This window comes from Bacillota bacterium, from assembly GCA_033549065.1.
Classification (GTDB): domain Bacteria; phylum Bacillota; class Dethiobacteria; order DTU022; family DTU022; genus JAWSUE01.
This window is the reverse complement of the sequence record JAWSUE010000005.1, coordinates 121,412-144,358: the sequence shown is the minus strand read 5'-3', so window position 1 is coordinate 144,358 and position 22,947 is coordinate 121,412. Positions and strand designations below refer to the sequence as shown.

Annotated in this window: 22 protein-coding genes; 1 reads left to right on the top strand and 21 read right to left on the bottom strand. The window is 44.5% G+C overall.

The genetic code is table 11. The features are described 5' to 3' along the window. Positions 1 to 3 precede the first annotated feature (3 nt). The 16 genes from SCJ97_04965 to SCJ97_04890 all read right to left on the bottom strand — a co-directional run bounded on the left by SCJ97_04965 (position 4) and on the right by SCJ97_04890 (position 16,171). Entirely contained in the window at positions 4 to 462 is a 459-nt protein-coding gene (locus SCJ97_04965; protein ID MDW7739394.1) for a CBS domain-containing protein, read from the bottom strand. 22 nt (positions 463 to 484) lie between these two features. Further along, positions 485 to 1,270 (bottom strand): alpha/beta fold hydrolase, encoded by a 786-nt coding sequence (locus SCJ97_04960; GenBank protein MDW7739393.1) that lies wholly within the window; start codon positions 1,268 to 1,270, stop codon positions 485 to 487. Between the two features lie 54 nt (positions 1,271 to 1,324). After that, entirely contained in the window at positions 1,325 to 1,951 is a 627-nt protein-coding gene (locus SCJ97_04955; protein ID MDW7739392.1) for a cyclodeaminase/cyclohydrolase family protein, read from the bottom strand. 15 nt (positions 1,952 to 1,966) lie between these two features. Continuing rightward, on the bottom strand, positions 1,967 to 2,923 hold the full coding sequence (locus SCJ97_04950) for a glycine betaine ABC transporter substrate-binding protein (protein ID MDW7739391.1): 957 nt from the start codon (positions 2,921 to 2,923) through the stop codon (positions 1,967 to 1,969). 18 nt (positions 2,924 to 2,941) lie between these two features. Beyond that, positions 2,942 to 3,586, bottom strand: coding sequence for an ABC transporter permease (locus tag SCJ97_04945; protein ID MDW7739390.1), 645 nt, complete (start codon positions 3,584 to 3,586; stop codon positions 2,942 to 2,944). A 2-nt stretch (positions 3,587 to 3,588) separates the two neighbouring features. Beyond that, positions 3,589 to 4,554, bottom strand: a complete 966-nt coding sequence (locus tag SCJ97_04940; GenBank protein MDW7739389.1) for an ATP-binding cassette domain-containing protein — start codon at positions 4,552 to 4,554, stop codon at positions 3,589 to 3,591. Positions 4,555 to 4,571: 17 nt separating this feature from the next. Further along, positions 4,572 to 5,237: an ABC transporter permease gene (locus SCJ97_04935; protein ID MDW7739388.1), complete on the bottom strand. Its 666-nt coding sequence runs from the start codon at positions 5,235 to 5,237 to the stop codon at positions 4,572 to 4,574. A 156-nt stretch (positions 5,238 to 5,393) separates the two neighbouring features. After that, positions 5,394 to 5,831 carry a HutP family protein gene (locus tag SCJ97_04930; GenBank protein ID MDW7739387.1) on the bottom strand — a complete coding sequence of 146 codons (438 nt, stop codon included), beginning with the start codon at positions 5,829 to 5,831 and terminating at the stop codon, positions 5,394 to 5,396. A 53-nt stretch (positions 5,832 to 5,884) separates the two neighbouring features. Beyond that, complete coding sequence (gene hutH / locus SCJ97_04925) at positions 5,885 to 7,417, bottom strand: histidine ammonia-lyase (GenBank protein ID MDW7739386.1); 1,533 nt, start codon at positions 7,415 to 7,417, stop codon at positions 5,885 to 5,887. A gap of 166 nt (positions 7,418 to 7,583) precedes the next feature. Further along, positions 7,584 to 8,711, bottom strand: coding sequence for a 4Fe-4S double cluster binding domain-containing protein (locus tag SCJ97_04920; protein MDW7739385.1), 1,128 nt, complete (start codon positions 8,709 to 8,711; stop codon positions 7,584 to 7,586). Between the two features lie 103 nt (positions 8,712 to 8,814). Beyond that, a complete protein-coding gene (locus tag SCJ97_04915) occupies positions 8,815 to 9,753 on the bottom strand; it encodes a DMT family transporter (GenBank protein ID MDW7739384.1) in 939 nt (312 codons plus the stop codon). Positions 9,754 to 9,904: 151 nt separating this feature from the next. After that, positions 9,905 to 11,134: an ArgE/DapE family deacylase gene (locus SCJ97_04910; GenBank protein ID MDW7739383.1), complete on the bottom strand. Its 1,230-nt coding sequence runs from the start codon at positions 11,132 to 11,134 to the stop codon at positions 9,905 to 9,907. 60 nt (positions 11,135 to 11,194) lie between these two features. Continuing rightward, on the bottom strand, positions 11,195 to 12,643 hold the full coding sequence (gene nhaC, locus SCJ97_04905) for a Na+/H+ antiporter NhaC (GenBank protein ID MDW7739382.1): 1,449 nt from the start codon (positions 12,641 to 12,643) through the stop codon (positions 11,195 to 11,197). Between the two features lie 122 nt (positions 12,644 to 12,765). Continuing rightward, positions 12,766 to 13,515 carry an OAM dimerization domain-containing protein gene (locus SCJ97_04900; GenBank protein MDW7739381.1) on the bottom strand — a complete coding sequence of 250 codons (750 nt, stop codon included), beginning with the start codon at positions 13,513 to 13,515 and terminating at the stop codon, positions 12,766 to 12,768. A 1-nt stretch (position 13,516) separates the two neighbouring features. Beyond that, entirely contained in the window at positions 13,517 to 15,094 is a 1,578-nt protein-coding gene (locus SCJ97_04895; GenBank protein ID MDW7739380.1) for a lysine 5,6-aminomutase subunit alpha, read from the bottom strand. A gap of 33 nt (positions 15,095 to 15,127) precedes the next feature. After that, on the bottom strand, positions 15,128 to 16,171 hold the full coding sequence (locus SCJ97_04890) for a hypothetical protein (protein MDW7739379.1): 1,044 nt from the start codon (positions 16,169 to 16,171) through the stop codon (positions 15,128 to 15,130). Between the two features lie 300 nt (positions 16,172 to 16,471). On the opposite strand from SCJ97_04890, the gene SCJ97_04885 reads away from it, so the two are divergent. Further along, positions 16,472 to 17,785, top strand: a complete 1,314-nt coding sequence (locus SCJ97_04885; GenBank protein MDW7739378.1) for a PucR family transcriptional regulator ligand-binding domain-containing protein — start codon at positions 16,472 to 16,474, stop codon at positions 17,783 to 17,785. Positions 17,786 to 17,823: 38 nt separating this feature from the next. Here the strand turns inward: SCJ97_04885 and SCJ97_04880 are convergent, their stop codons facing one another. The 5 genes from SCJ97_04880 to SCJ97_04860 all read right to left on the bottom strand — a co-directional run bounded on the left by SCJ97_04880 (position 17,824) and on the right by SCJ97_04860 (position 22,946). After that, on the bottom strand, positions 17,824 to 19,020 hold the full coding sequence (locus SCJ97_04880; protein MDW7739377.1) for a M20 family metallopeptidase: 1,197 nt from the start codon (positions 19,018 to 19,020) through the stop codon (positions 17,824 to 17,826). Between the two features lie 59 nt (positions 19,021 to 19,079). Further along, a complete protein-coding gene (locus tag SCJ97_04875; protein MDW7739376.1) occupies positions 19,080 to 20,510 on the bottom strand; it encodes an FAD-linked oxidase C-terminal domain-containing protein in 1,431 nt (476 codons plus the stop codon). A gap of 106 nt (positions 20,511 to 20,616) precedes the next feature. Then, the gene (locus tag SCJ97_04870) at positions 20,617 to 21,540 is read right to left on the bottom strand and encodes an RDD family protein (protein MDW7739375.1); all 924 of its coding nucleotides are present in this window, start codon (positions 21,538 to 21,540) and stop codon (positions 20,617 to 20,619) included. Positions 21,541 to 21,643: 103 nt separating this feature from the next. After that, positions 21,644 to 22,315 (bottom strand): hypothetical protein, encoded by a 672-nt coding sequence (locus tag SCJ97_04865; protein ID MDW7739374.1) that lies wholly within the window; start codon positions 22,313 to 22,315, stop codon positions 21,644 to 21,646. After that, positions 22,305 to 22,946: a histidine phosphatase family protein gene (locus tag SCJ97_04860; GenBank protein ID MDW7739373.1), complete on the bottom strand. Its 642-nt coding sequence runs from the start codon at positions 22,944 to 22,946 to the stop codon at positions 22,305 to 22,307. The genes SCJ97_04865 and SCJ97_04860 overlap by 11 nt, the downstream gene beginning before the upstream one ends. Position 22,947 lies beyond the last annotated feature (1 nt).

Genomic DNA, 22,947 nt, shown 5'->3' with positions numbered 1-22,947 from the left:
TTTCTAATTCCCATCGGAGTAAAGACAGCTCATAATATCTCTTCGTGAAACGATGCCGACCAATTTTTCACTGCTATCTATTACGGGTAAGCGGCTGATATTATTTTCAACCATCAGGGTAGCGGCCCTTTCAACTGAATCATCGGGCAGGATCGATATCACTTTTTTTGTCATAAGCTGTCCTGCCTCCAGGGACATCGCTCTTTGCAGTTCCTCAACAAATTTTTTGGGGCTGCCAAGATAAATCAACCCACCCAATATTTCAAGGTAACCCGGAGCCTTTACACGTGACGCCCTTCTGATCAGATCTCCCTCGGTAACCATCCCAACAACCTTGCCTGCTTCATTTAACACCGGAAGGCCGCTGATGTTGTGCTCCTGGAGTAACTTTGCACACTGTTCAACAGAATCACTGGTTGAGACGGTGACCACTTCAGTCGTCATTATATCTTTGATTTTCATTCTAATCTGAAACCTCCTTGAATTATCGATCACTATATGTATTTACAAATTCCTTGACGGCTTTGATATATTTGACGGTGTCTACAAACATTATATCGTTATGATCAGCGTCGGGGATAAGAACCAACTTTTTTTCTGCAGAACCAAGCGCCTGATAAAGAACTTTCCCCTGGGACAGCGGAACCAGGCGATCTCTGCTGCCGTGAATAACAAGAGCCGGTATCTTAATAGAAGCAGCCATCTTTCTGTATGTTTCCTCAAGGGATGAGAGATCACCGGGGTTAGGAAGGCCGAGGTGATATATCAAACCGGCTACGCTGATAAACCCGCTCTCAATAATAATTCCTTTTATCTGGTCAGGGAAACGTCCCGCTAATTCCAGCGCAGATATGCTGCCCAGGGATCGGCCCATGACAAACCATTCTGATAAACCTTCCTGATTATTGATCTCCTTTGATACAAATTGGTAAATAAGATAAGCATCGTTAACCAGATTCTGAAATGTAGGTCTGCCTCCGCTCGCACCATATCCCCTGTAGTCTGCTACCAGCAGATTTAGGCCAGCCTTATTATAATGAGGCGCCATGTGGTCATAATCACTAACAACCTCACCATTCCCGTGAAAAAACAATAACCAGGGAGCCTTGCTGTCAGATAAAAATGCCCGGCATACAATTACGACATTTTCACTAACCGGTATGTTCAGATCATATGCTCCATCCGGTGGTTTGCTGTGTTGACGGCGTGGATAAAAGAGATAATTAAGCAAAGACGGAGAATCGTCGATTATCTTATAGTAATCACTCATCGTCCTCACCTTTCCGACCTTGTGACCCAGGGTTTTTCTTCCTGTATAACCAACCTAGCTGAGATTATTCTCGATCAAAGCCTTGTTATGAATAAACAAGTTTTCACCCTGCCTGTGAAGCTCTGCAACTTCGTGGTTAAAGTCTGCTGCTGTCTTATTATCGTTTAGCAGGCTGATGTTGATCTGAACATTATAACAGGCACCGATTAGCCCCGAATATGCATGAAGATTAGCCACTCCGAGATCCGTTATGGCTGACGGATTGCCCCTCGCTTCAATGTCTTTAATCAGCGAGAGAATGCGAAGTGAACGGCGTGCTGTTTGAAGCGGTACTTCTGCTGCATATAATACGGCCTTTTGTACAGCATTATTGCGTTCACCCCTCGCTTTTTCATCATCTTTTGGCATCCTGTAAGCGTCCATCACCTTATTGAAGGCCAGGGTGTCTTCATCAATGGCTTCAAGCAGCTTCTCTTTAATATATCGTGCTTCCTCCCCGGTTTTTTGGATTAGATCAACCACATCGCCAAGTTTATCCCGTTTTTGACTCAGGTTACAATACATGGAGAGTAATCCTGCCGCCTGAGCCCCTGCAAAAGCAGCTACGCTGCCTCCTCCCGGGGCAGGTGAGGAAGAAGCAACTTCATTTACAAATTCTTCAATTGTCAGATCAGTCAGCACCAAAAAACGTCCTTTCTATTTATTCTGCCTGAAAAATTCGGCGAGATCAGATAATTTAGTCCAGCCGTATTCTTCATACACCTCAGGTGAAATAAACAATACAAAAGTATTGTTCGCAGGTGCATAATCAAGCCAGATAATATCATTGTTATCCAGGTCCCAGTCGCGAATCAGTTCATAGCAGAGTTGAGGATCGGTGACCACTTCGTCATGTCCCATGACATTAATCAGGCCTGTCCCCGTATACTCCCAGTAGATATCGATCTCTCCCGCCTCAAGGGCAGGGCGGATCAGCGCTACCTCTGCCAGACCAACCTCATCAATGACAGTAAAACCTCTGTCTTCGAGAAGGTAGGCTGTCATATAACCCAGGGTCAGAGCTTCGGCAAAGGTCTTGCCACTGACAATCACCGGTGTATCTTTTGCCGGATCAGCCTCCGGCTCGCCTGAGGAAATTAAACCCTGCTCGATCAGGAAAGTCCTTGCAACATCTTCAGGCTGATTATTTTCGACAGTTACGTTCTTATTAAGGAGGGTTAGAGTTTCAAGATCCAGTAGCTGCGAAACTTCCATCATGATATCTGCAATCTCCGGATATCTCTCCAGTACATCTCCCCTGATCACCGGGGCTGGATTATATGCCGGGAAGAAAAGGAGATCGTCTTCAAGAACAACCAAGTTGTACTGGGCAATCCGGCCTTCGGTTGCATCCCCGACACCAATTTCAGCCTGTCCTGACCCAACCGCCTGGTACGATAATCCCAGTTCAACGATGACCAGTTGACTGCGGGGATATTCGAAACCATAGTGTTCTTCAAAATTTGAGAGCCCATCAGCCCTTTCGGTCCATTCAGCCGAAGTGGCCAAACGCATTTCCGGTCCCCTGTAGCTCCCTTCAGATCCACAACCGATAACTACAAAAGCCAAACAGAGCAATATTACCAACATAATTAAGGTAAAATGCTTTTTCATTTCTTCATCTCCTTTTTTTTATTTCATATGCGGGGCTGTGAACCTGTGTCCCAGGTAAGTCAGCACCCGATCAAATAAAACCGCCATCATTCCAATATATATGGTTCCCGCCAGAATAAGCTCGACCCTAAAGAAATTGATGCCGGCAAAAATAACCGCTCCCATTCCTTTTCCGCCAATAAGGGCAGCCAAAGCTGCAGTTCCGGCAGTTAAAACAGCAGAGGTTTTGATCCCCGAAATAACAACCGGCAAAGCCAGGGGTATTTCAACCTCTTTCAAGATCTGCCATTCTGTCATACCCATTCCCCTGGCGGCTTCTTTAACCTCCCGCGGTACGGCAGATATCCCGGCCAGAGTATTGCGGGCAATAGGCAGAAGCGCATAGAGAGTCAGGGCTATAACCGCCGGTCGGTATCCCAAACCCAGAAATGGGAAAAATAGAGCAATAACCGCCAGCGGGGGTATGGTCTGGCCGGCATTAAAAATACCCATGATCACCGTTTTGTATCGTTGGTACCGGCTGCGGGTTAATAGTACCCCTGCCGGAAAAGCAATAGCTGTAGCAATAGCCAGTGGTATGAGAACCAGCTGGAGATGTTCCGGAATATGAGGAATTGAGCGGCTAACAAGAGCTTCTATAAAGCGTCCTGAATCAAAGTTCATCTTCATTCACCACTGATTTTATTAATGTGCTTCTTTATTTCATCCCACGACAGGGTTCCGATGATCTGTCCGTTACGTCGTATGCCCACCAGATCTGTATCATTTTTCATCATCGCTTCCAGCGCTATTTTTACCGGCTGTGCTGCATCAATTTGGCAGGTGCAGTCTTTGATCGCCTGGGAAATTTTCCCTGGAGCTTTCATTAATATTTCACACCTGGTTAAATCCAGCAGTTTAACCCCGCGATCGTCTCCGATTAGATCAGCAACAAAGTCATTGACCGGATTAGAAAGTATTTCCAGGGGCGAACCACTTTGAATCAATTTTCCCGCTTGCAGGACAATCAAGTGATCTCCCATTTTTATTGCTTCATTGATATCATGGGTTACAAAACATATTGTTTTCCGGACTTTGTGCTGCAGATTGATAAACTCATCCTGCAAACGGCTGCGGATTATCGGATCAACCGCTCCAAAGGGTTCATCCATGAGCATTATCGGCGGATCCACGGCAAGGGCCCGCGCTACCCCTACTCTCTGCATCTGTCCACCGCTGAGCTGGTAAGGATATTTTCGGCAAACTTCATCAGCATCGAGACCAACAAGCTCAAGAAGTTCTCTGTTCCTTTCCCGGATCCGGGCTTCGGGCCACTGCAGAAGCCTTGGAACCAGGGCAACGTTTTGCTCAACGGTACGGTGAGGAAGCAGACCGATATGCTGAATAACATAACCGATACGCCTCCTTAACAGGTTACCGTCAATATTCTTTATATTTTCACCATTGATTAATATCTCACCGCTTGTTGGCTCCACGAGGCGATTGATCATTCTCAGGATCGTTGTTTTCCCGCAGCCTGATGGACCGACAAACACACATATATTACCCTCCCCAACCGTAAAGCTTACATCATCTACTGCCGGAGAAACCGAATTGGGGAAAATTTTTATAAGCTTTCTGACTTCGATCATTATTTTATTCTCCATGATTACCTGTTTTCATCATAGCGAAGGCCGGGTGATGTAACTTTTTTTTCAATCCAGCCAAACAAAAAATCAAGAGCCAGGGCAATAAACGATACTACCAGGGCACCGGTGATAATCATTTCTGCATTGCCCCTGGTTATTCCATGGTGAATCAGCCGGCCCAGATTGCGCTCCCCGATAAAAGTGGCAATTGTAGCCATACCGGTAATCATAACCACGGCAACCCTGAGACCGGCAAAAACGACAGGCCAGGCAATAGGGACCTGTATTTGAAACATAATCTGGTTATCGGTCATCCCCATACCTTTTCCCGCTTCAATAACTGATAGATCTACTGATTTGATGCCGCGGAATACACTTCCGACGAGCGGCATCATGGCATATAAAACAAGTGCCAGAACAGCAGATCTTCGGCCCAGGCCGAGTTGGGGAATGGTCACGAATAAACCAAAAAGAGAAATGCTCGGTATAACAAAAATAATATTGGCCATTCCAATTACACTTCCGGCAAAACGTTCGTACTTGCTGATTATAAGTCCCACAGAAATCCAGATTGCCAGTGAAAGGACAATTACTATCAGCACTAATGCAAAATGATTGCCTGCATAGTCAACAATCCTGCTGCTGTTGCTGACAAAAAAATTATAAACGCCCGTGATCAGTTCCATTGCATTATCCCACTGTGTCACTAATTTAATATTTCAATTTATTATTTCAATTAATACTGAAAAAGTCAAAGAATTAAACGTATAATTTTGGATTTTAAGATTGAATAAAATTAATAAAAGGTTCGGTAAGTGGCTTTTTGAAAAATCTGCAAAAACTTAGAGGTGATTGATTCCCAGACCGATCGTTTCATGTTCATAACCTTTAACCGGAGCACCAATTGTTCCATAAAGCACGACGGCGAGCCAATCGCCATCCTCACGTTGTTCCGTACTGCGGGGACCTCTAACTACCGTAAAGATCAATCCAACTGTTCTCAGCATATTACCCAGGCCAAGCTGCCCGCGGCATATGCCGACGAAAGCATCAAGTATGGCATGATATAGGGCATGAGTATCCCTGTAGCAATCCTTGCGGATCAGTCCTTCTCTTTGGGCGGCAGTTTCAACGGCGGCAAAAATTTTTTCGGTACTCATTGAACCCACCTTACCCTTGATCAGGAGAAAACCGCTGCTTTCAGCAGTTATTTTGATCTGCTCCTCCAGCTCATCCGCTGAAAGAGCATACATGATTGCTGTTTTGCCTATAGACTCCATAGTAGGTACTTCCCATTTCTTATTTTCAATGAATTAATGATTATATTTTATCATTAGGTTGCCGAAATATCGAGATCTACCACTTTCCCCACAGCTTCAACCAAACTTCCGTTTGTTATAAATTCCACTGCCTGTTCAATCAGGGGATAAAGCACAGCGTCTTTTTCGAGAAATTCAACCTTACTGCGCAGCAGATTGTAGGCGGCTGATGTTCCACATCCCATCAATTCAGGGTTCCTGAAATCAACAGCCTGGCACGCTGCAAGAAGTTCAATCCCGATTACCCGGGCTGTATTTTCCACAACTTTACGGGCTTTTCTGGCAGCCGTTGTACCCATACTAACATGATCTTCCTGGTTTGCAGATGAGGGAATTGAATCAACACTGGCCGGATGGCAGAGTACTTTATTTTCACTGACTAGAGAAGCGGCCGTGTACTGGGCGATCATTAAGCCGGAATTTAAACCACCTTCCCGGATTAAAAATGGAGGCAGGCTGCTTAGCGCAGGATTAACAAGCCTTTCAATACGTCTCTCTGCTATACTGCCCAATTCAGCGGTGGCAATGGCCAGGAAATCCATGGCCTGTGCTACCGGCTGACCATGAAAATTGCCTCCTGATAAAACTTTATTCTGATCAGGGAAAAGCAATGGATTATCATTAACAGAGTTGATTTCAACCGATAAAATACTTCTTACATATTCAAGTGCATTCGCGGTTGCACCGTGTACCTGGGGTATGCAGCGCAGGCTGTAAGCATCCTGGACCTTGCTTCGATCACTGCCGATTAATTTACTCCCATCGAGCAGTCTCAGTATAGCCGCGGCAGTAAGCCGGTGTCCGCTGTAAGGTCTGACTCTGGCAAGCAGAGGGTCGAAAGCATCGATAACAGCAAGTTGGGCTTCAAGTGTAAGAGCAGAGGTTATCAGAGCTGCCTTGTATAGGTTAACCGCATCGGCATAGGCCAAAGCACCTATTGCTGTCATTACCTGGGTGCCATTTATTAAGGCAAGGCCTTCTTTTTCCAGGAGTGTAATCGGTTCAATACCGGCAGATGTCAGAGCTTCAGCACCGCTCATTCTGATTCCTTCGAAGAATGCCTCACCTTGACCTGTCAGGACCAGGGCAAGGTGTGAAAGTGGAGCAAGATCACCGCTGGCGCCCAAGGAGCCCTGTTCGGGTATCACCGGAACAATACCGCGATTTAAAAGTTCAACCAGTTTATCCATCAAAAGGGCTCTCACACCGGAAAAACCTCTTGCCAGCGCGTTAATCCTCAGCAGTAAAACAGCGCGGACTACATTTTCAGGCAGTGGATCACCGACTGCCGCTGCATGGCTGGCTATCAGGTTTTTCTGAAGCAATATAGCATCTTTTCGTGAAATCCGGACATCGCTGAAACGACCAAATCCTGTAGTAATCCCGTAAACAACGGCCTCTTTTTCAACAAGATCTTCAAGCATCTTTCTAGACCGGTTTATTCTATCAAGAGCGCTGGCATCAATTGCAACCATACGTTTCTTTTTGCTGACATCCAGAACATCCTGAATTTCAAGTCCGACCCCATTAATTACAAGTAATTCCATATTATCTTGATTCCTCCCATCAATAGAAAAGAGCGCAGGGTTTAAACCCCCGGCGCTCCCTCGTGTCTAATAACTTTGAGCAGCAGGATAAATAAAACATAACATTTATCTACACTATCAACTTAATCTTAATTCAGCCAACTGGTACTGTCAACAGAACAATTATTCAGCAGTTCTCAAGCGCCAGCAAAATCTCTTCCCGAACTCTATCGGATTCTTCAACTGCCAGGACTTCTTCCAGTAATTTCTTGCTCTTCATGCCGCCAAGTCGTCCGAGAGCCCAGCAGCTGTACTGCCTAACCATATTCTCAGGTTCTCTTACAGACTTCGACAGGTATTCAACTGCTGTTCGATCCATCTTATTGCCCAGGGCAATAGCTGCATTACGTTGAAGAAATTTTTTCTCCCAAAAATAACCGTAAAGCAACTGCTGGACTGTTTCGAAATAATAATGATCGTCCATATTCAGTAAAATTTCCGGTGCAAATTTCGGGGCTATTTCTTCCAGAAAAGCATCAGGAACAAGTTTTACTTTTAATCTCCGCTGGTTTTGAGGGCATACATCCTGGCATATATCACACCCGTATAACCATGAACCCATTTTTTCACGGATATCGATTGGGATATCCTCCGGTGCACCCGGGAAATTCCCCGTTCCGTATGTATTAAAGGCAATACATCTTAAAGGGTTTATCTTGAAAGGTTCATAAAGGGCTCCCGTCGGGCATGCCTCCAGGCAGCGATTACAGCCATCAGGGCATGTTGTTTGTTTCTCATGTCTATTAGTTCCTGTAGGTTCAAGTTCCCTGCCGACAGCCATGGCTATAATGGCTACAAAACTGCCCCTCCCGGGAGCAAAAACAAAAGTATTACAGCCAAATTTACCGACACCAGCCCTCACGGCAGATTGACGATCAGCCATAGCAGGTCTCATACCAACTTCCATACCCTTACTTTCCAGGAACTCTTTCATCAATCGGATTCTACTGCCAAAAAGACGTTTTTTCCCGGGATATAAACGTGACTGGTAAGCTTTACCGATTAAACCGTTCAGTTCTTCCGGGTAAGCCAGTTTGAAGTAGTCGTAAATCATAACCACGACCGATTTCGCGGAAGGAAGCACGTAACGTGGGTCTGCAATACGAGCCAGCTGCATCAAATCATCGGTTATCCAGCTGTAACCGCTGATTCTTTCCACCAGTGCTTCAGATAACTGATCAAAGGGTTCAGCTGAAGTATAACCGACATCATCAAATCCTATTTCAAGGGCATATTCACGAATCTCTTTTTCCATAGATTTACCCCGGCCTGACTCTTTTCGAATGAGTCTTTATTATTTATAAGATAATATAGAATTTATCTGAATTATATCATGAATCAGGTTGACTATTAATAACCTATTTTACTGGAGGTAAACTTCTGCTGATCATCTCGGCGCGTCTGGCTGCAAATTTAGCGGAAAGAACCGGCTGTAGTTCGGTTGCAAGGATCCCGATCAGGATCATCATTGCCCCAAAGAGTTTGCGGAATGAAAAGGTCTCACCCCAGAAGAGGTAAGAGAAAAGACCGGCAAAAATTGCCTCTGTCGACAAGATCAATACAGCATGGGTAGGTGAAGTATATCGCTGAGCTACGGTTTGGGTGACAAAGGCACCGATAGTGCAGAAGATAACGGCATATAATATAGCTGCCCAAATCAGGTAAGGGTGATCGAACATTCCTGTTTTAGGTTCAAAAATTAGCGCAACTACAAAACTGGCAAAGCCTGTAAATGCGATCTGGGTTACTGCCAGGACTATCGGGTCACGCTTCCGAACATGAATTGCGATCGCTATCAGGTGAGCTGCAAAAAGAAAAGCACCGATCAGGGTCAGCCCATCCCCAAACCCAAGTCCTACAGTATCGGTTGTGGAAAGAAAATAGAGCCCCAGAGCCGCCAAGCCGCCGCCGGTAAATGCAAACCAACCTGGAGAGCGTTTGGTTACTATATAGTAAAGGAAAGGAACGATCACAACGGCCATCCCGGTAATGAAGCCTGAATTAGCCGGTGTTGTATGCAAAAGCCCTACAGTTTGAAACAGGTAACCGGTGAACAAAAAGAATCCTATCAGACATCCGGCAAGATAATCTCCAACAGGTGCTTTCCGAAGTCGCTTCCAGAAAAATAATGCAAGCAGTACCGAAGCAATACAGAACCTTATTCCCAGGTATGTGAAAGGTTCGATAACCTCGAAAGCATGCTTCATGATCACAAAGTTGGATCCCCAGAACAATGCCACGAATAATAGGGATATATCAGCCAGGATCATTTTTTTTCTATCGTTTGTTTCGTTCATCTCTGTCCTCACAAAAATATTGCCCGGCTATCTTAAATCTTAACAGCCGGACAAAGATATTGTATCACACCTTCTGATAACAGCAAGAGAAAGAAGATTTTTAATGATCATAAAATGCCCTTATCAAAAGCTGGATGACAATAATATTATATTAGGTTAAAAGGTCAAGCACAGTATAAAGCATGATTTTCGCTGTATTTACCATGGTATCTATCTCTACATATTCATCTGCAGCATGGTAGTTGGCTCCATCCGGCCCAAAGATTACTGTTGGTATCTTCAAGCGGGAAGCGATATGATTTGCATCAGACTCTGAACGGAAATAGGTCGTCTGCATCTCTTTCCCGAGAATTTCCGCACTCCCCTGTTTTAAGGATTGCACTATTTCTTCGTCCTCATCGACAATCCAGGGTAAAAAATATGCTTCAGGGTGTGGAAGATCCCGCAGTTTTATCTTTACTTCACTCTGTAAATTCAAGCTGTTAACAATATCCACTACTTCACGCAATGCCATGTCGGCATCACCATCAACCGTATGCCTGTATATTGTAAAGCTGGCTGCCTCGGGAACAAGTAAATATTTTTCGCCACCACGCAGGTTTGTGATACACATTGTTCCCTCACCTAAAAGAGGATGCTGACCAAGGTCCAAATTTTCAATCAGTGCAGTAATAATTCGGGCTGCATCTTCAATAGCATTGATACCCTTTTCAGGGGTCGCCCCGTGTGCCGATTTACCCTTAACTTCAACATAATAAACAGCAGTGCCGCGGCTCCCAAGGGCAATGCAGGGAAATTTCTCATCGCCCGGAGCAAAAGGTCCTGTAGGTTCCGGAATAATTGCATAATCACAATCAGTCACTATCTTATCAATAATTGTGTAATGCGTACCCAGACCGAAAGGCCCTTCTTCATCACTGACTGCGGTGAAAATAATGTCACCTTTCAGATCAATTCCGGCTTCTACCAGAGCTTCAAGCAAAAATACCGAAGCAACAACCCCGGACTTCATATCCAGAGACCCGAGACCATAAAGCCGGTTATCCTTTTCCATCCCCTGGTAAGGATCGACTGTCCATCCATCGCATAGGGGAACTGTATCAACATGGGCATTGATCAGCAATTTAGGTCCGCTTCCGCTGCCCTTTAATTTCACTATCAGGTTTTCTCCGTTAAAATTTGTTATCTTGTGCTCACTGTAATGATGTATTTTTGTTTCAAGCCTGTTGTAGTATGACAATCGACCCCGAAGATAATCGATGATTTCCGCTTCTTCAAAAAATGGGCTTTTTATGTTCACCAGTTCTCTGAGGAGTTTAACCATGTCATCTCGTTTAATCATGTCCGAGGCTTTTTCATAGAGTTTCATATCTACAGCCATGCCTGACACCTCCTTCAGAGGGGAGGCAAGCCTCCCCTCAGTCATCAGTTGGAAAAACAATTAAAATGCTGATTCCTCATCTTCTTTATAATGGCTGACACTTTTGATATCGCCTTCCTTGAACATAGCAAATCCTACCCAGGAATAGATTATAGCAATGATCGGAACGAGGAATGAAAGGAAGGTATATGGAAGATACTCAAGGGTGGGTACTCCCAGGCATCCATAGAAGAATACCCCGCACAGTCCCCAGGGAACCAGCGGTGAGGTTACAGTTCCAGAGTCTTCGGAAGTCCGTGAAAGCACCTGCGGCAGAAGCCCTAACTTCTTGTACGCAGGACGGTACATCCGGCCGGGAATGATAATCGCCATGTACTGACTGGCAGAAAAGAGGTTTACCAGGATACCGGAGATGACATGGGTAGTAACCAGTCCTCCAACACTTTTCACCAGTGAACCCATTTTTTCCAACAATACGTTTAACATCTGGGTTTTCTCGATTATGCCCCCAAAAGACAGTGCAATAAAACCGAGGGATATTGTCCACATCATGCTCTGCAGGCCACCACGGCTCAGCAGGCTGTCCAGAGCCTCAACACCTGTATTTGCAATATAACCGTAATTCATGTAGTTCAGCATTTCGGCAAGTCCAACACCCTGGAAGATCATGGCAAAGGCTGCACCAATCAGCGAAGCAATGATCATTACTGCCAGGCCCGGAATTCTCTTGACCGCCAGAACAACAACCAGAATAGGGGGAATGAAATGAATAAGACTGATATGGAAGTTTGCTGTCAGGCCATCAAGAACCATAGAGATCTGGGCTGCGTCAATCGTTCCACCGGCAAACCGCGCGCCCATTATTGCATATAGGATTAAGGCCAAAACCAGGGCGGGTATTGTAGTATACATCATGCTCTTGATATGGTCAAACAGGTCCGCCTCTCCTACTGCAGCACCCAGGTTTGTTGAATCGGATAGCGGTGACATTTTATCACCGAAGATCGCTCCGGAAATAACAGCACCGGCAGTCATGGCTGCAGGGATGCCAAGGCCCATCCCTATGCCCATGAAAGCAACACCGAAAGTTGCGCCGGTTGTCCATGAACTGCCTGTCGTTACCGAAGCAATCGCACAAACAAGGCAAACAGTGGCCAGGAATATTGACGGTGTCAAGATCAACATCCCGTAATAAATCAGTGAAGGAATGGTTCCGGAAGGAATCCACGAGCCAATTAAAACCCCGATCATCATCAGGATCATCATCGGCAGCATAGCCAGGTTACATCCATATAAAATTGCATCCTGGCACTCCTTGTAAGTATACCCTGACCGAGTTGCCACGATTATGGCGACCACGCTGGCCAGGATCAGGGTAATGTGAGTTACCCAGGGTTCATCAATAACGAAAACCTGGACAAAGAGAGCCACACAGAGAAACAGGATGACAAACAGTGCACCTGCAAAACTGGGTTTTTTGTCCGTTACTGATTTTTGCTCAGTTGTCATGCTTTCTTACCTCCTGTTTAATAAGTTTAATTAATGGAAACACTGTAAAGCTCGTAAGAAACCGGTAATCACCCCCTATAAACCCGCAGGGCAGACCTACCGGTCTGCCCTGCGCTGTTTTTTTATTTTTTCTTTCCCCGCCGCACCAGTTCGGCAGTAATATATGAAGCAACATGGTTGGGTAATGTGCCCGGACCGAAGCCGGCATCATAACCCAATTCAATAGCCAATTCATGAGATATCCTGGGGCCACCGCAAATAAGCAGTACTTTATCCCTGATTCCTTCTGCTTCAGAAAGCTCTACCAGTTCTGTCAGGTTTTCCAGGTGGATATTTTTTTGGGTTACCACCTGGGAAACCAGGATAGCATCCGCGTTTAACTCAACAGCTCTGGCCAGAAGATCGGCATTTGGAACCTGGCTGCCCAGGTTATATGCTTCGATTTCAGGATAACGTTCCAGTCCATATTCACCGGCATACCCCTTCATATTAACGATAGCATCGATACCAACCGTATGCGCATCGCTACCGGTACAGGCTGCGACCACAACAACTTTTCGCCCAAGCTTTTCCTTGATCATTGCATTTATTTCCTTGAAACTCATTATTTTTTGCTGCTGCTTCGGAATCTTTATCGCCGAATAATCAACAGTGTGCATACATTTACCATAGAGAACAAAGAAAGTAAAACCTGCCCCCAAATCGGCCATTTCTGTGACAGCAGGAGCATCAAGACCGAGTTTTAAAGCCATTTGCCGGGCAGCTTCTTTTGCTTCATCCCCGGCCGGTACCGGAAGGGTGAAACTAACCTGCATAGCACCATCATTCAGGGTATCTCCGTAGGTTTTTACTTTGGTGAAATCAACATCCATATCAGGAAAGCCTCCCTTCCGTCTCTACCGGGTTCTTCATGAATAAATCATAAAATGGGTTATAGTAGTCTTTGTGCTTAACTATAACGCCGTTTCCGCCTTTTCCACCTTCTCTTGGCCTTTTAATATCGGCAAACATACCCTCTTCCAAAGCTGTTTCAATGCCTATCTTTTCAATCTCTTTCAACATACGACAAGCTTCGTCAAGAAGGTATTCTGCACGCTTATAGATACTTCCGTCCTTCTTGAAATTTATCTCTTCACCCAGATGACGGGCATTATTAAATATATAACGGCTGTTACTGATACTGAGGTAACGGTCACTGATGAAAGGCGTGTGGATAGCTTCAGTAAGCATTCCTAATAACTGTATCTCCTGCCCTGTTAGCACTGAAACCAAATTATACATACCGTTAATCAGATACGTCTTGAAGATGTCACCGGTAACATGCTTGGTCGGTGGCATATATTTAAGCGGTGACTTCGGGAAAAGTTCCCGGCAGAGCTGGGCCTGTGCTATCTCCATTAACAGCCCATCTTCCATGGCAGGATTTATTTCAAAAGCATGCCCCAGACCAATCTGTTCTTCCCGCAGGCCTGAACGTAAAGCAAGTTGCTCATTAATAAATTGTGAGGCAAGTACGGTATAGCCCTTTTCAAAAGCATCGGCAGTGGTAAGATAATTATCTTCTCCCGTATTAATTGTAATACCGGCATAGGCGTTGATCATCCTCGAGAAGTGTTGATCGATGAAAGTCCGGCGCATATTAATATCACGGAACAAAATGCCGTACATTGCATCGTTAAGCATCATATCCAAACGTTCAAAAGCTCCCATTACTGATATTTCAGGCATGCAGAGCCCTGAAGCATAGTTCACCAGGTTAATGTATCGACCGACCTGTTCTCCAGCTTCATCAAGAGCTTTGCGGACAATCTTGAAGTTCTCCTGAGTTGCATATGTACCGCCAAAACCTTCAGTGGTTGGACCGTAAGGCACATAGTCAAGCAGGCTCTGGCCGGTATGCCGTATAACAGCAACTATATCCGCCCCCTGAAGAGCTGCCGCTTTGGCCTGAACCGCATCTTCGTAAACATTACCTGTCGCGACAATAACATACGAGAGCGGTTTCTTCGGCAATGCTGCATTCCGAATCAGTTCTTCCCTGGTTTCTCTGACTTTCCGAATCTTCTCTGCAGCTTCTTTTGCCAGTTTATCTGCAATATCCCGCCACTCTTCCTCTGAACTGGTCGGGACAGAAGTTACCTCCAGTTTTTCTTCGGAAATCTTTTTTACGATTACCTGCGGCGATTCATCACGGGCAGCAATAGCCTGCGCCAGCCAGGGTACTATTCCACGATCCAGAAGGCCTTCACGGTGCAGTTTGTCAACCACAACATTAGACAGGGGAACTCCCGCTTTATCAACACCATCGATGCCAAGCAGCCTTGCTGCAGCTCGTTCTGTAGTGGTAGTTGTATAATCGCCGATCCAGGAGTGAAGACGATCTGCAATTTTTCCGGCAGTCCTGCGGGCCAATTCTACCTTGGCCTCATCCATATTCAGCTTTTTATCCACCGACTCACTCTCCCTCCAAATTAATAAAACTTGTTAAGGCCTCTCATATACCAGATCAAAAACCGGGCAGGGCGCCAGGCTCTCACGCATCCTTTCCAAAAACATTTCAGGAGCATAGCCCCTTCCGCAGGGATCCGTGGGATTAACCGTTACAGCAATCAAGTCAATCTCCTTTAAAACTTCTATTTTGCCACCCCGGTTAGTATATTTGTTGTAAGTTTCTGGTGAAATAAATAACTTGGTAGCATCAAAAAGAATTATTCCCGGTGGCCGATCATATAATTCCATGATATCAACCAAACTGTTGTCAACCAGGGCGCCTCCAAAAACCAACGCTTCCGTATTCTGCCTGCACCGGTCGATAAGTAAAGCTCCGGCAATAAGTGGAATTGATGCTTCTACTGTTTCTATTCTGAAATCTTCTCCCTCCCTGTGCAGGAGCACTCCATTACCATGATCCAAGCCTTTCAGGGCCATCCGGAAAAGTTTTTCATTCTCTACCCGATTAAGATTCATTAACGCACTGCGAAAATTGGTTTTTCGAATAACATCATCCATGGTCGGACCAAGTGCAGCGCCTGAAGCCAGAATTGTAGCTTCAGTCAGTTTAGGGGAGGCTGACGCAAGCCTGTTAATTGCCCCATCAACAATGATGTAATCTGCTCCGGCAAGGGACATTCTATCGGTCAGTTCTTTCAGGCTGTTAACACTGCCCGGCCCCGCCAGTTCAACCAAACCGGCTTTTCTTACCCTGGCAATACAAACCGGCCCCAGGGGAGTTGAAAAAAAACTGGATTCAATTAATTCCAGCTCTGCTTCTGCTGCATCGAAGCATGCCTTTGCCGTGGCAACTATAGAATCCCGGGGTGCGTAGATCCGGGGTTTTTCCTTCAATGTTAATCTGTCAAAACGTTCACCGTCATAGCCCGCTGAAACCAACCCTATCTTCAAACCGGAGATTTCAAACTCCTGAACCAGGTAGTTCAGAGTAACAGTTTTACCGACATTCTTGGTCATCCCAACAATGGCGATCTTTTTATAACTTCGGTCTAAAATCAATTGAAAAAGTTCGGACATAACAATACCCCATTGGGCGTTTCTGATAAAAAAAGATTCTACCGCGGCTGAATAAATGTACATGATCCTGTTGCGGTATCTCCATCAATATCTGTTTTAATAAAATAATCTATCTATTTAACCGCAATCATTACTTCAGCAGTAGAATCATCTATAGTTTACTAAACCTGATACAAAATCACATTGTCTCTCAATGACAAAAATTAGACATTTATTTTATACATAATGTATAAAATAGAGGATATAAAGATACCATAAAAGAATTTAAGCAAAGAATAATCGGCAGGCGCAAAATTGATCATGGAGTTGGTATGGATGTCTATCACGGTTGCCGAAGCATTGAAAATGGAAGTTTTTAAAGATTGCCGTTTATTAACCGGACAGGCAGGGTTAACCAATGAAATTTTATGGGTTAACATTCTTGAAATTCTGGATGATCTCAGCCACATAGAACCCGGTGAGTTTTTAATCACTACAGCCCATGATTTTAATTCTCACAGCATAAGTATGCAGCAGGGTATTTTAGAGTTTTTTGCTGCCAAAAAACTCGCTGCAATGGCAATACAAACAGGACACTATCTGAAAGAAATTCCCTCAACTTTTATACATTTTTCGGAAGAATATAAGTTACCACTGATTGAAATTCCTCCCGATGTTAGTTTTAAAACCCTTACCAGGGCCCTATTAAACGAACTGGTTCAAACTGATCAGAAAAGCGCTCATAAACCCGATGAATACTCGGCAAACAAACAAATTGAATTAATGATCGATGATATGAAAAAATTATGGAACCAATTAATCATGGATGATAACCCTGAAGAAACGATGCTTGACATGGAAAGATATAACATTAGTTATCATGAACCAATTATGACCTTCGCCTTATCCATAGGCCCACCCGGAAATCCCCGAAATGAACTGCAGGGTGATAACAGGCAAATATTCCTCAGCCAGTTGGAGTTTAATGCTGCCAGAATACTTTTACACTATTACACCCCTTATATAATGGGGCAGTCAGATTATTATACCTGCTTTATGGTTCAGGGAAAGGCATTGGATGATGATCCAGGGGCTTCCCGCAACAGCATTATTTACAGACTTATTGAAGAAATAAAATTTCTATTTCCGGAGTATATTATTATTACCGGGTGTAGCGGTATTCACGCTAATCTCCTTGAATTGAAGCAAGCAAAAGATGAAGCAGAAAAAGCCCTTCAGGCAGGTTTACTCGGATTAGCGGATAGATCTGAAGTTATTATGTATAAAAAACTCGGCCTCTTTCGTTTAATTCTTGACACCAAAAATCCGGAGACGTTGAAAAAACTCTATCATGAAACAATCGGACCCCTGATTGATTACGATCTGCGTTGCAAAGGATCACTGGTTCATACTCTTCAATCCTATATTAAACACTGTAACATTCAAAAGTCATCTGAAGAACTGTTCATACACCGACATACCATGCGCTACAGGCTGGAGCAGATTAATCTGCTTACCGGCTATAACCCATTACTTCCCTCAGATCTACTTCAGCTGACCCTGGGATTTTATATTCTGAAATACCTGGCCGCCTTAAACCTGGTGGACCATTATCAGGCCAGTCCAATCTTATGATCGCTTCAATACTGAGTCCGTCCTGTCCAATAAGAGCCTCAACCACATAACCTCAAAATGGAATAAATGTATATTTTTGCAGCATTAATTATATCCCGGACCGGGCAGAATTCTACATCTGAATGGGCTGATTCCAGGTTGCCGGGTCCTAAAACAGCTGTTTCTATTCCACCATCCCTGCTTAATATTGAACCGTCTGTCCAGGCCGGAAAATGTGATATCTTTTCCCTGCCGGTTATCTGAATGGATCCTTCTTTTAAAACGCTTATCAGGAGTGAATTTTCTTCACAGACTAAAGGTGGAAACTCAATACCCAGCCCATAGTCCATTACTGAAACTTCTGCAGATAATTCCGGATCTTTAGAAACCAATCCGGTAATTATTTCCCGGATTTCCCGAACAGCCGAATCCTGACTCTCACCGGGGACCCATCTTCTGTCAATCTGCAAAATACATTCTCCGGCAACCGTACTTGGTTGGGTTCCACCATGGATATAGCCAAGATTCAAATAAGAGGGACCGGTGACCGGATGAGTTCTATTTATTATTTTCGGATATAGTACTTCTTTTATTTCGGTTATAATCTTATTCATCTTTTCAATCGCGTTAATTCCCAGTTCAGGTGTTCCTCCGTGAGCATACTTCCCCTTTACCTTAACCTCAACCCACACCAAACCCCGGTGGCCATTATGTATATCCAAACCAGTCGGTTCCCCGACTATTGCATACCTGGTTTTTGGTCCATTTTGAGCAAGGTAAGCAGCACCCCTGTACCAAAACTCCTCATCAATCACCCCGGCAAAATATGCTCTGCCGTTCAACTCAACTCCTCTTTTTTTCAAGGCAACCAGGGCTGAGATCATAGCAGCAAGAGCCCCTTTCATATCAGCTGCACCACGGCCATAGATCATGCCATCTTTAATAATGGCTTTAAATGGATCTATTCTCATGTTTTTTACATCTACCGTATCCATGTGCCCTTCCAGCATTAAAGTTTTCTCATTGTTCTTTCCTGAACCATACCCAGCTAAAACATTACATCTTGATCCGGCTACAGGAATCAATTCTGCATCAAGACCTTCTTCGCAAAGGTAGTTATAAATAAATTTCCCTATTCCTTTCTCCGGTTCATTCAGTCCATGATGACTTGGAATGGAAATCAGTTTTTCAGTTAATTCAATAATTCTCTTTTCATTAACTTCTTTTAGAATTAACTTTAAGTTATCCTGAACCATAAAAAAGAGTACCTCACCAGTTAAACTGAGTTGAACATGGAAATCGGAATAAGAAAACTTCATATAAATATTTTACCCGGGTTGAGAATATTAAAAGGATCAAGCGCATGCTTTATTTTTTTCATTGCCATAATTTCATCTTCCTTAAGAACAACCGATAGATAATCTCTGCGTTTATGGCCTATACCATGCTCTCCGCTAATCGTTCCACCTAATTCACGGGTAATTGTATACAACTCCTTTAGTATAGAAGGCAAAGTTCTGTGCCATTCTTCGAGAGACGTTTCCGGTTTTTTTACGATGGTAGCATGTAAATTGCCATCACCGGCATGGCCATAACAAGGAATTAAAACCCCGTATTTTTCGGATAGCTCACCTAAACGCGGCATTAATCTCGGGATATTATTCATGGGCACTACTATATCTTCTAAGCTTTGTTCAGGGCTGATCGCCTTGAAAGCTTCGGCTACCCGTCGCCTCACATTCCAGATTTTTTCCTGATCTACAGGGCCTTCAGCTATAAAAGCATCAAGAGCCCCTTTATCGAGGCAGAGTTCTCCGATTGAAAGGCAATCTTCGCGGACAAGGTCCGGATCATTGCCATCCAATTCTATAATTAATATTGCCCCACATTCATTGAAACGCTTTTTTTCACCAATAAAATCGCTGGCTGTGTCAAGTGAAAGTTTATCCATAAATTCAATTCCGGTTGGAATGATTCTTGTCTTAGTCATGATTATGGGTACTACACTTATTGCCGTCTCAATATCCTTAAACATTACCAGCATATCTATTTTTGCCCGGGGCAATGGCATAAGCCTTACAAATATTTTAGTAAATATACCGAGGGTGCCTTCTGAACCAATCATCAATTGAACCATATTATAACCGGAAACATCCTTAACTCTCTTACCGCCGAAATTACAAATTTCCCCGGTTGGCATTACAACTTCCAGGCCGGTTATATAACGCCCGGTCACACCATATTTAATAGCCCGTCCTCCGCCAGCATTTTCAGCAACATTACCCCCAATAAAACACGATTCAAGGCTCATCGGGTAACCGGCAAAGAAGAGTCCCTCTTTTTCGACCATCTTGTTCAGATCATTGGTTACAACTCCCGGCTCTACAACTGCTATAAGATTGTCTTGATCGATCTCAAGAATCCTGTTCATCCTTTCCAGAGAAAGTAAAATCCCCCCACAGACAGGAATGGCGCCACCTGATAATCCACTTCCCGCTCCCCGTGGGGTAACTGGAATGTATTCGCGATTAGCAATCTTCATGATCAAGGATATTTCATCAGCGCTGCCCGGCTTTACTACAACTTCAGGCATAGCAAAATAAGCTGGATCGGAGAGTTCATCATGAGAATAAGGTTCCAGTATTTCTGCATCACCGCATAAAATAAAATCTTTACCGGTAATAGAGATCAGCTCGCTGAGAATATCAGGAGTTATCCTGTTGAAAGCAGCACACTCTGAATGCAATTAAACCTCCGCCTTTTTGGTAATATGCAAAAGACTGATCGTTTTTTCACGTAGATCAGATTCGCCTTTTCTAATGGCAGAATTTACATTTAACAACCGGCGCGAATTACTTACTATAATGCTCAAGATCAATCACCTGTGTTTTAGCTACCATATCACCAACCCTGTGTCCCCTGGCATGAATCAAGGCAATAACCGGCTCGGCAATTCCGGCCAGGAAATTCAAAACCGGTATCCATCCAAGAACAATGGCAATGATCCAGGCAAATACATTTCGGACAAAAGATTTACCTTTTGTACACGGGTTGTTGTCTTCAAGGTTAACAACCATCAAGCCGCTGATTTTTTTACCCCAGCTCTGGCCGTTGGCAAAACCGTCACGGAACAGGAAGTAAAACAGAGCCCAACCCCCGCCGATAACTGAAGCTATCACCGCAAATATAATTAAACCTATATTGGGACCGACTGAATAGTAATCACCGTAATAGCTGTAAGTCGAAGCATGCCTGAATACCGGAATAAGGGCTATCGGCGTCAGGATGGCAATCGGTAACCCTCCGATAAGAGCATCTATAATGTAGGCCAGAATCCGCTTGCCGATGTTTGCCTTGGGGTATTCATATAAGCCACCCGAACCCTGAACAGGACCAGCCGGGGGTGTTACTCCACCGCTGCCTGATGATTGAGATTCTCCCTGTGCAGGAGGTGGGGTTGGTATACTTCCTTGGCTTAAAGTTGGTGGCGAAGCTGCCGGAGGTTCAGGCGCAGTCATTTCCGGTGTAACCGGTGGTGGAGTGGGAGCAGCAGGTTGAACTGGTGACGGTGGTGGTGTAACCGGAGGTGGTGTTGGATCTGAAGGCATATCCGGTACTGGTGGCGGTGTAGCCGGTATCAAGGTTTGCTGTGGTGTTTCTGCTGCTTTGGGTTCCATCGGTTCAAGATCAGACCTGCAGTGTTTGCACCTTATTGCTTTGGCCAGTATTTCTTCACCGCAATAGGGGCAATCTTTTACTTCCCGTTTTTCAGCCATAATAAAAGCCTCCTTCATGATATTTGATAGGATAACCTGGGTATAGTTCTCCTTGATCAGGAACGTTTCCTGCCGCATGGCGCATTCCTGGCATAAACCTGATTCAGGTTAAAATAATTTCTATCCGGGACATTTTCTCTTTCCGCTTTATATCTCCGGTTTTAAAGGGAAGCGGGTATTTAAACATGGGACCGTCAACAACCAGGGTATGGGCTTCTCCATTTTCCCCGCATGGTGAAATTCCAATCTTTTCGCAATATTCCACGTAACCTGGATCCATCACTTTACCCAGCCATTTTTCATCAACCAGATCATTTCTGATTGAAACCAGTAAAGTTTTACCACCACGCCGGATGAGTTCATCAGAAACATCCCGTTCTTCCATCATCCACAGTGGCAAATTATAGCTTATATTACAGCGATCGCTCATCTTTTCGATCCATTCCCGGTGTTCTTTAAGGTTGATGTCACCAAAAACCCCTCCGGTAATTCCGTAAATATCTTTCAACCTTTTTACAGCATTTTCAAACCCTTCTTCATAGCTTTCCCAGGTTACTTCTTCAATTTCGAGATGAATACCCAGGGAATTTGCCTGCTCGTAGAGGATGTTGTTCTTCAAACCGTGAGAACGGCTAAACCCGTCACTTCCTACAAAACTTAGCAGGCAGGCAATCTGTAAATCTTTTTCTTTGGCCATAAGCAGTGAGAGGTATGAATCCTTACCGCCGCTCCAGGATATAAAAACTTTATCACCTGTTTTACTATTAATCAGCATCTATTATTTCCTCCGAATAATTACCGCTTTCCAGGTGTTGGGTTCGATTATAATAAGCAACCTTGAAGCGGCCGTTTTCTTTTTGGATAAGACTCACCGAAGCATTATCAATTTTTATATCCCAAAAGCTTGCGTTGTCAAGATTGAGAACCCTGAAGAGCAAGGCTCTAATTGACCCGCCATGGCTGACTGCAGCAATTCGGGCTCCCTCCGGTATTGTTGAGTCTAGATTTTCAAGAAAGGTATACATTCTGGAACAAACCTGCCCCAGGGTTTCGCCTTCGGGTGCGGAGCGCCGAAAGGGATCATCCAACCACAGGCTGATATCCTTTCCCCAGGCTGCTTCAATTTCATTAAAGGTCAGTCCTTCCCATTTTCCAAAATTAATTTCTCTGAGTAGCGGTGAAATCTCGGGCTGAACTCCACAGCTTGAACCGATCACTTTGGCAGTATTCACAGCTCTTTTCAAATCGCTGCAGTAGAGCAGCTCTATTCCTTCGCCGGCCAGGAAAAAACCAGTTTGTTCGGCCTGGCGAATACCATTGTCGGAAAGGGGTGATTCAGTCCATCCCTGATATCGCCTTTCCAGGTTTGATTCTGTTTCACCATGGCGAACAAGATATAACTCCATC

What these genes read in the sequence shown, in the direction of transcription:
- SCJ97_04930 (MDW7739387.1), bottom strand. Translation starts at nt 5,831, where the DNA reads ATGGAGTCTATAGGCAAAACAGCAATCATGTATGCTCTTTCAGCGGAT.
- SCJ97_04880 (MDW7739377.1), bottom strand. Translation starts at nt 19,020, where the DNA reads ATGGTTCAGGATAACTTAAAGTTAATTCTAAAAGAAGTTAATGAAAAG.
- SCJ97_04935 (MDW7739388.1), bottom strand. Translation starts at nt 5,237, where the DNA reads ATGGAACTGATCACGGGCGTTTATAATTTTTTTGTCAGCAACAGCAGC.
- SCJ97_04965 (MDW7739394.1), bottom strand. Translation starts at nt 462, where the DNA reads ATGAAAATCAAAGATATAATGACGACTGAAGTGGTCACCGTCTCAACC.
- nhaC (MDW7739382.1), bottom strand. Translation starts at nt 12,643, where the DNA reads ATGACAACTGAGCAAAAATCAGTAACGGACAAAAAACCCAGTTTTGCA.
- hutH (MDW7739386.1), bottom strand. Translation starts at nt 7,417, where the DNA reads ATGGAATTACTTGTAATTAATGGGGTCGGACTTGAAATTCAGGATGTT.
- SCJ97_04870 (MDW7739375.1), bottom strand. Translation starts at nt 21,540, where the DNA reads ATGGCTGAAAAACGGGAAGTAAAAGATTGCCCCTATTGCGGTGAAGAA.
- SCJ97_04890 (MDW7739379.1), bottom strand. Translation starts at nt 16,171, where the DNA reads ATGTCCGAACTTTTTCAATTGATTTTAGACCGAAGTTATAAAAAGATC.
- SCJ97_04915 (MDW7739384.1), bottom strand. Translation starts at nt 9,753, where the DNA reads ATGAACGAAACAAACGATAGAAAAAAAATGATCCTGGCTGATATATCC.
- SCJ97_04945 (MDW7739390.1), bottom strand. Translation starts at nt 3,586, where the DNA reads ATGAACTTTGATTCAGGACGCTTTATAGAAGCTCTTGTTAGCCGCTCA.
- SCJ97_04910 (MDW7739383.1), bottom strand. Translation starts at nt 11,134, where the DNA reads ATGGCTGTAGATATGAAACTCTATGAAAAAGCCTCGGACATGATTAAA.
- SCJ97_04900 (MDW7739381.1), bottom strand. Translation starts at nt 13,515, where the DNA reads ATGGATGTTGATTTCACCAAAGTAAAAACCTACGGAGATACCCTGAAT.
- SCJ97_04865 (MDW7739374.1), bottom strand. Translation starts at nt 22,315, where the DNA reads ATGCTGATTAATAGTAAAACAGGTGATAAAGTTTTTATATCCTGGAGC.
- SCJ97_04920 (MDW7739385.1), bottom strand. Translation starts at nt 8,711, where the DNA reads ATGGAAAAAGAGATTCGTGAATATGCCCTTGAAATAGGATTTGATGAT.
- SCJ97_04885 (MDW7739378.1), top strand. Translation starts at nt 16,472, where the DNA reads ATGGAGTTGGTATGGATGTCTATCACGGTTGCCGAAGCATTGAAAATG.
- SCJ97_04940 (MDW7739389.1), bottom strand. Translation starts at nt 4,554, where the DNA reads ATGATCGAAGTCAGAAAGCTTATAAAAATTTTCCCCAATTCGGTTTCT.
- SCJ97_04860 (MDW7739373.1), bottom strand. Translation starts at nt 22,946, where the DNA reads ATGGAGTTATATCTTGTTCGCCATGGTGAAACAGAATCAAACCTGGAA.
- SCJ97_04960 (MDW7739393.1), bottom strand. Translation starts at nt 1,270, where the DNA reads ATGAGTGATTACTATAAGATAATCGACGATTCTCCGTCTTTGCTTAAT.
- SCJ97_04950 (MDW7739391.1), bottom strand. Translation starts at nt 2,923, where the DNA reads ATGAAAAAGCATTTTACCTTAATTATGTTGGTAATATTGCTCTGTTTG.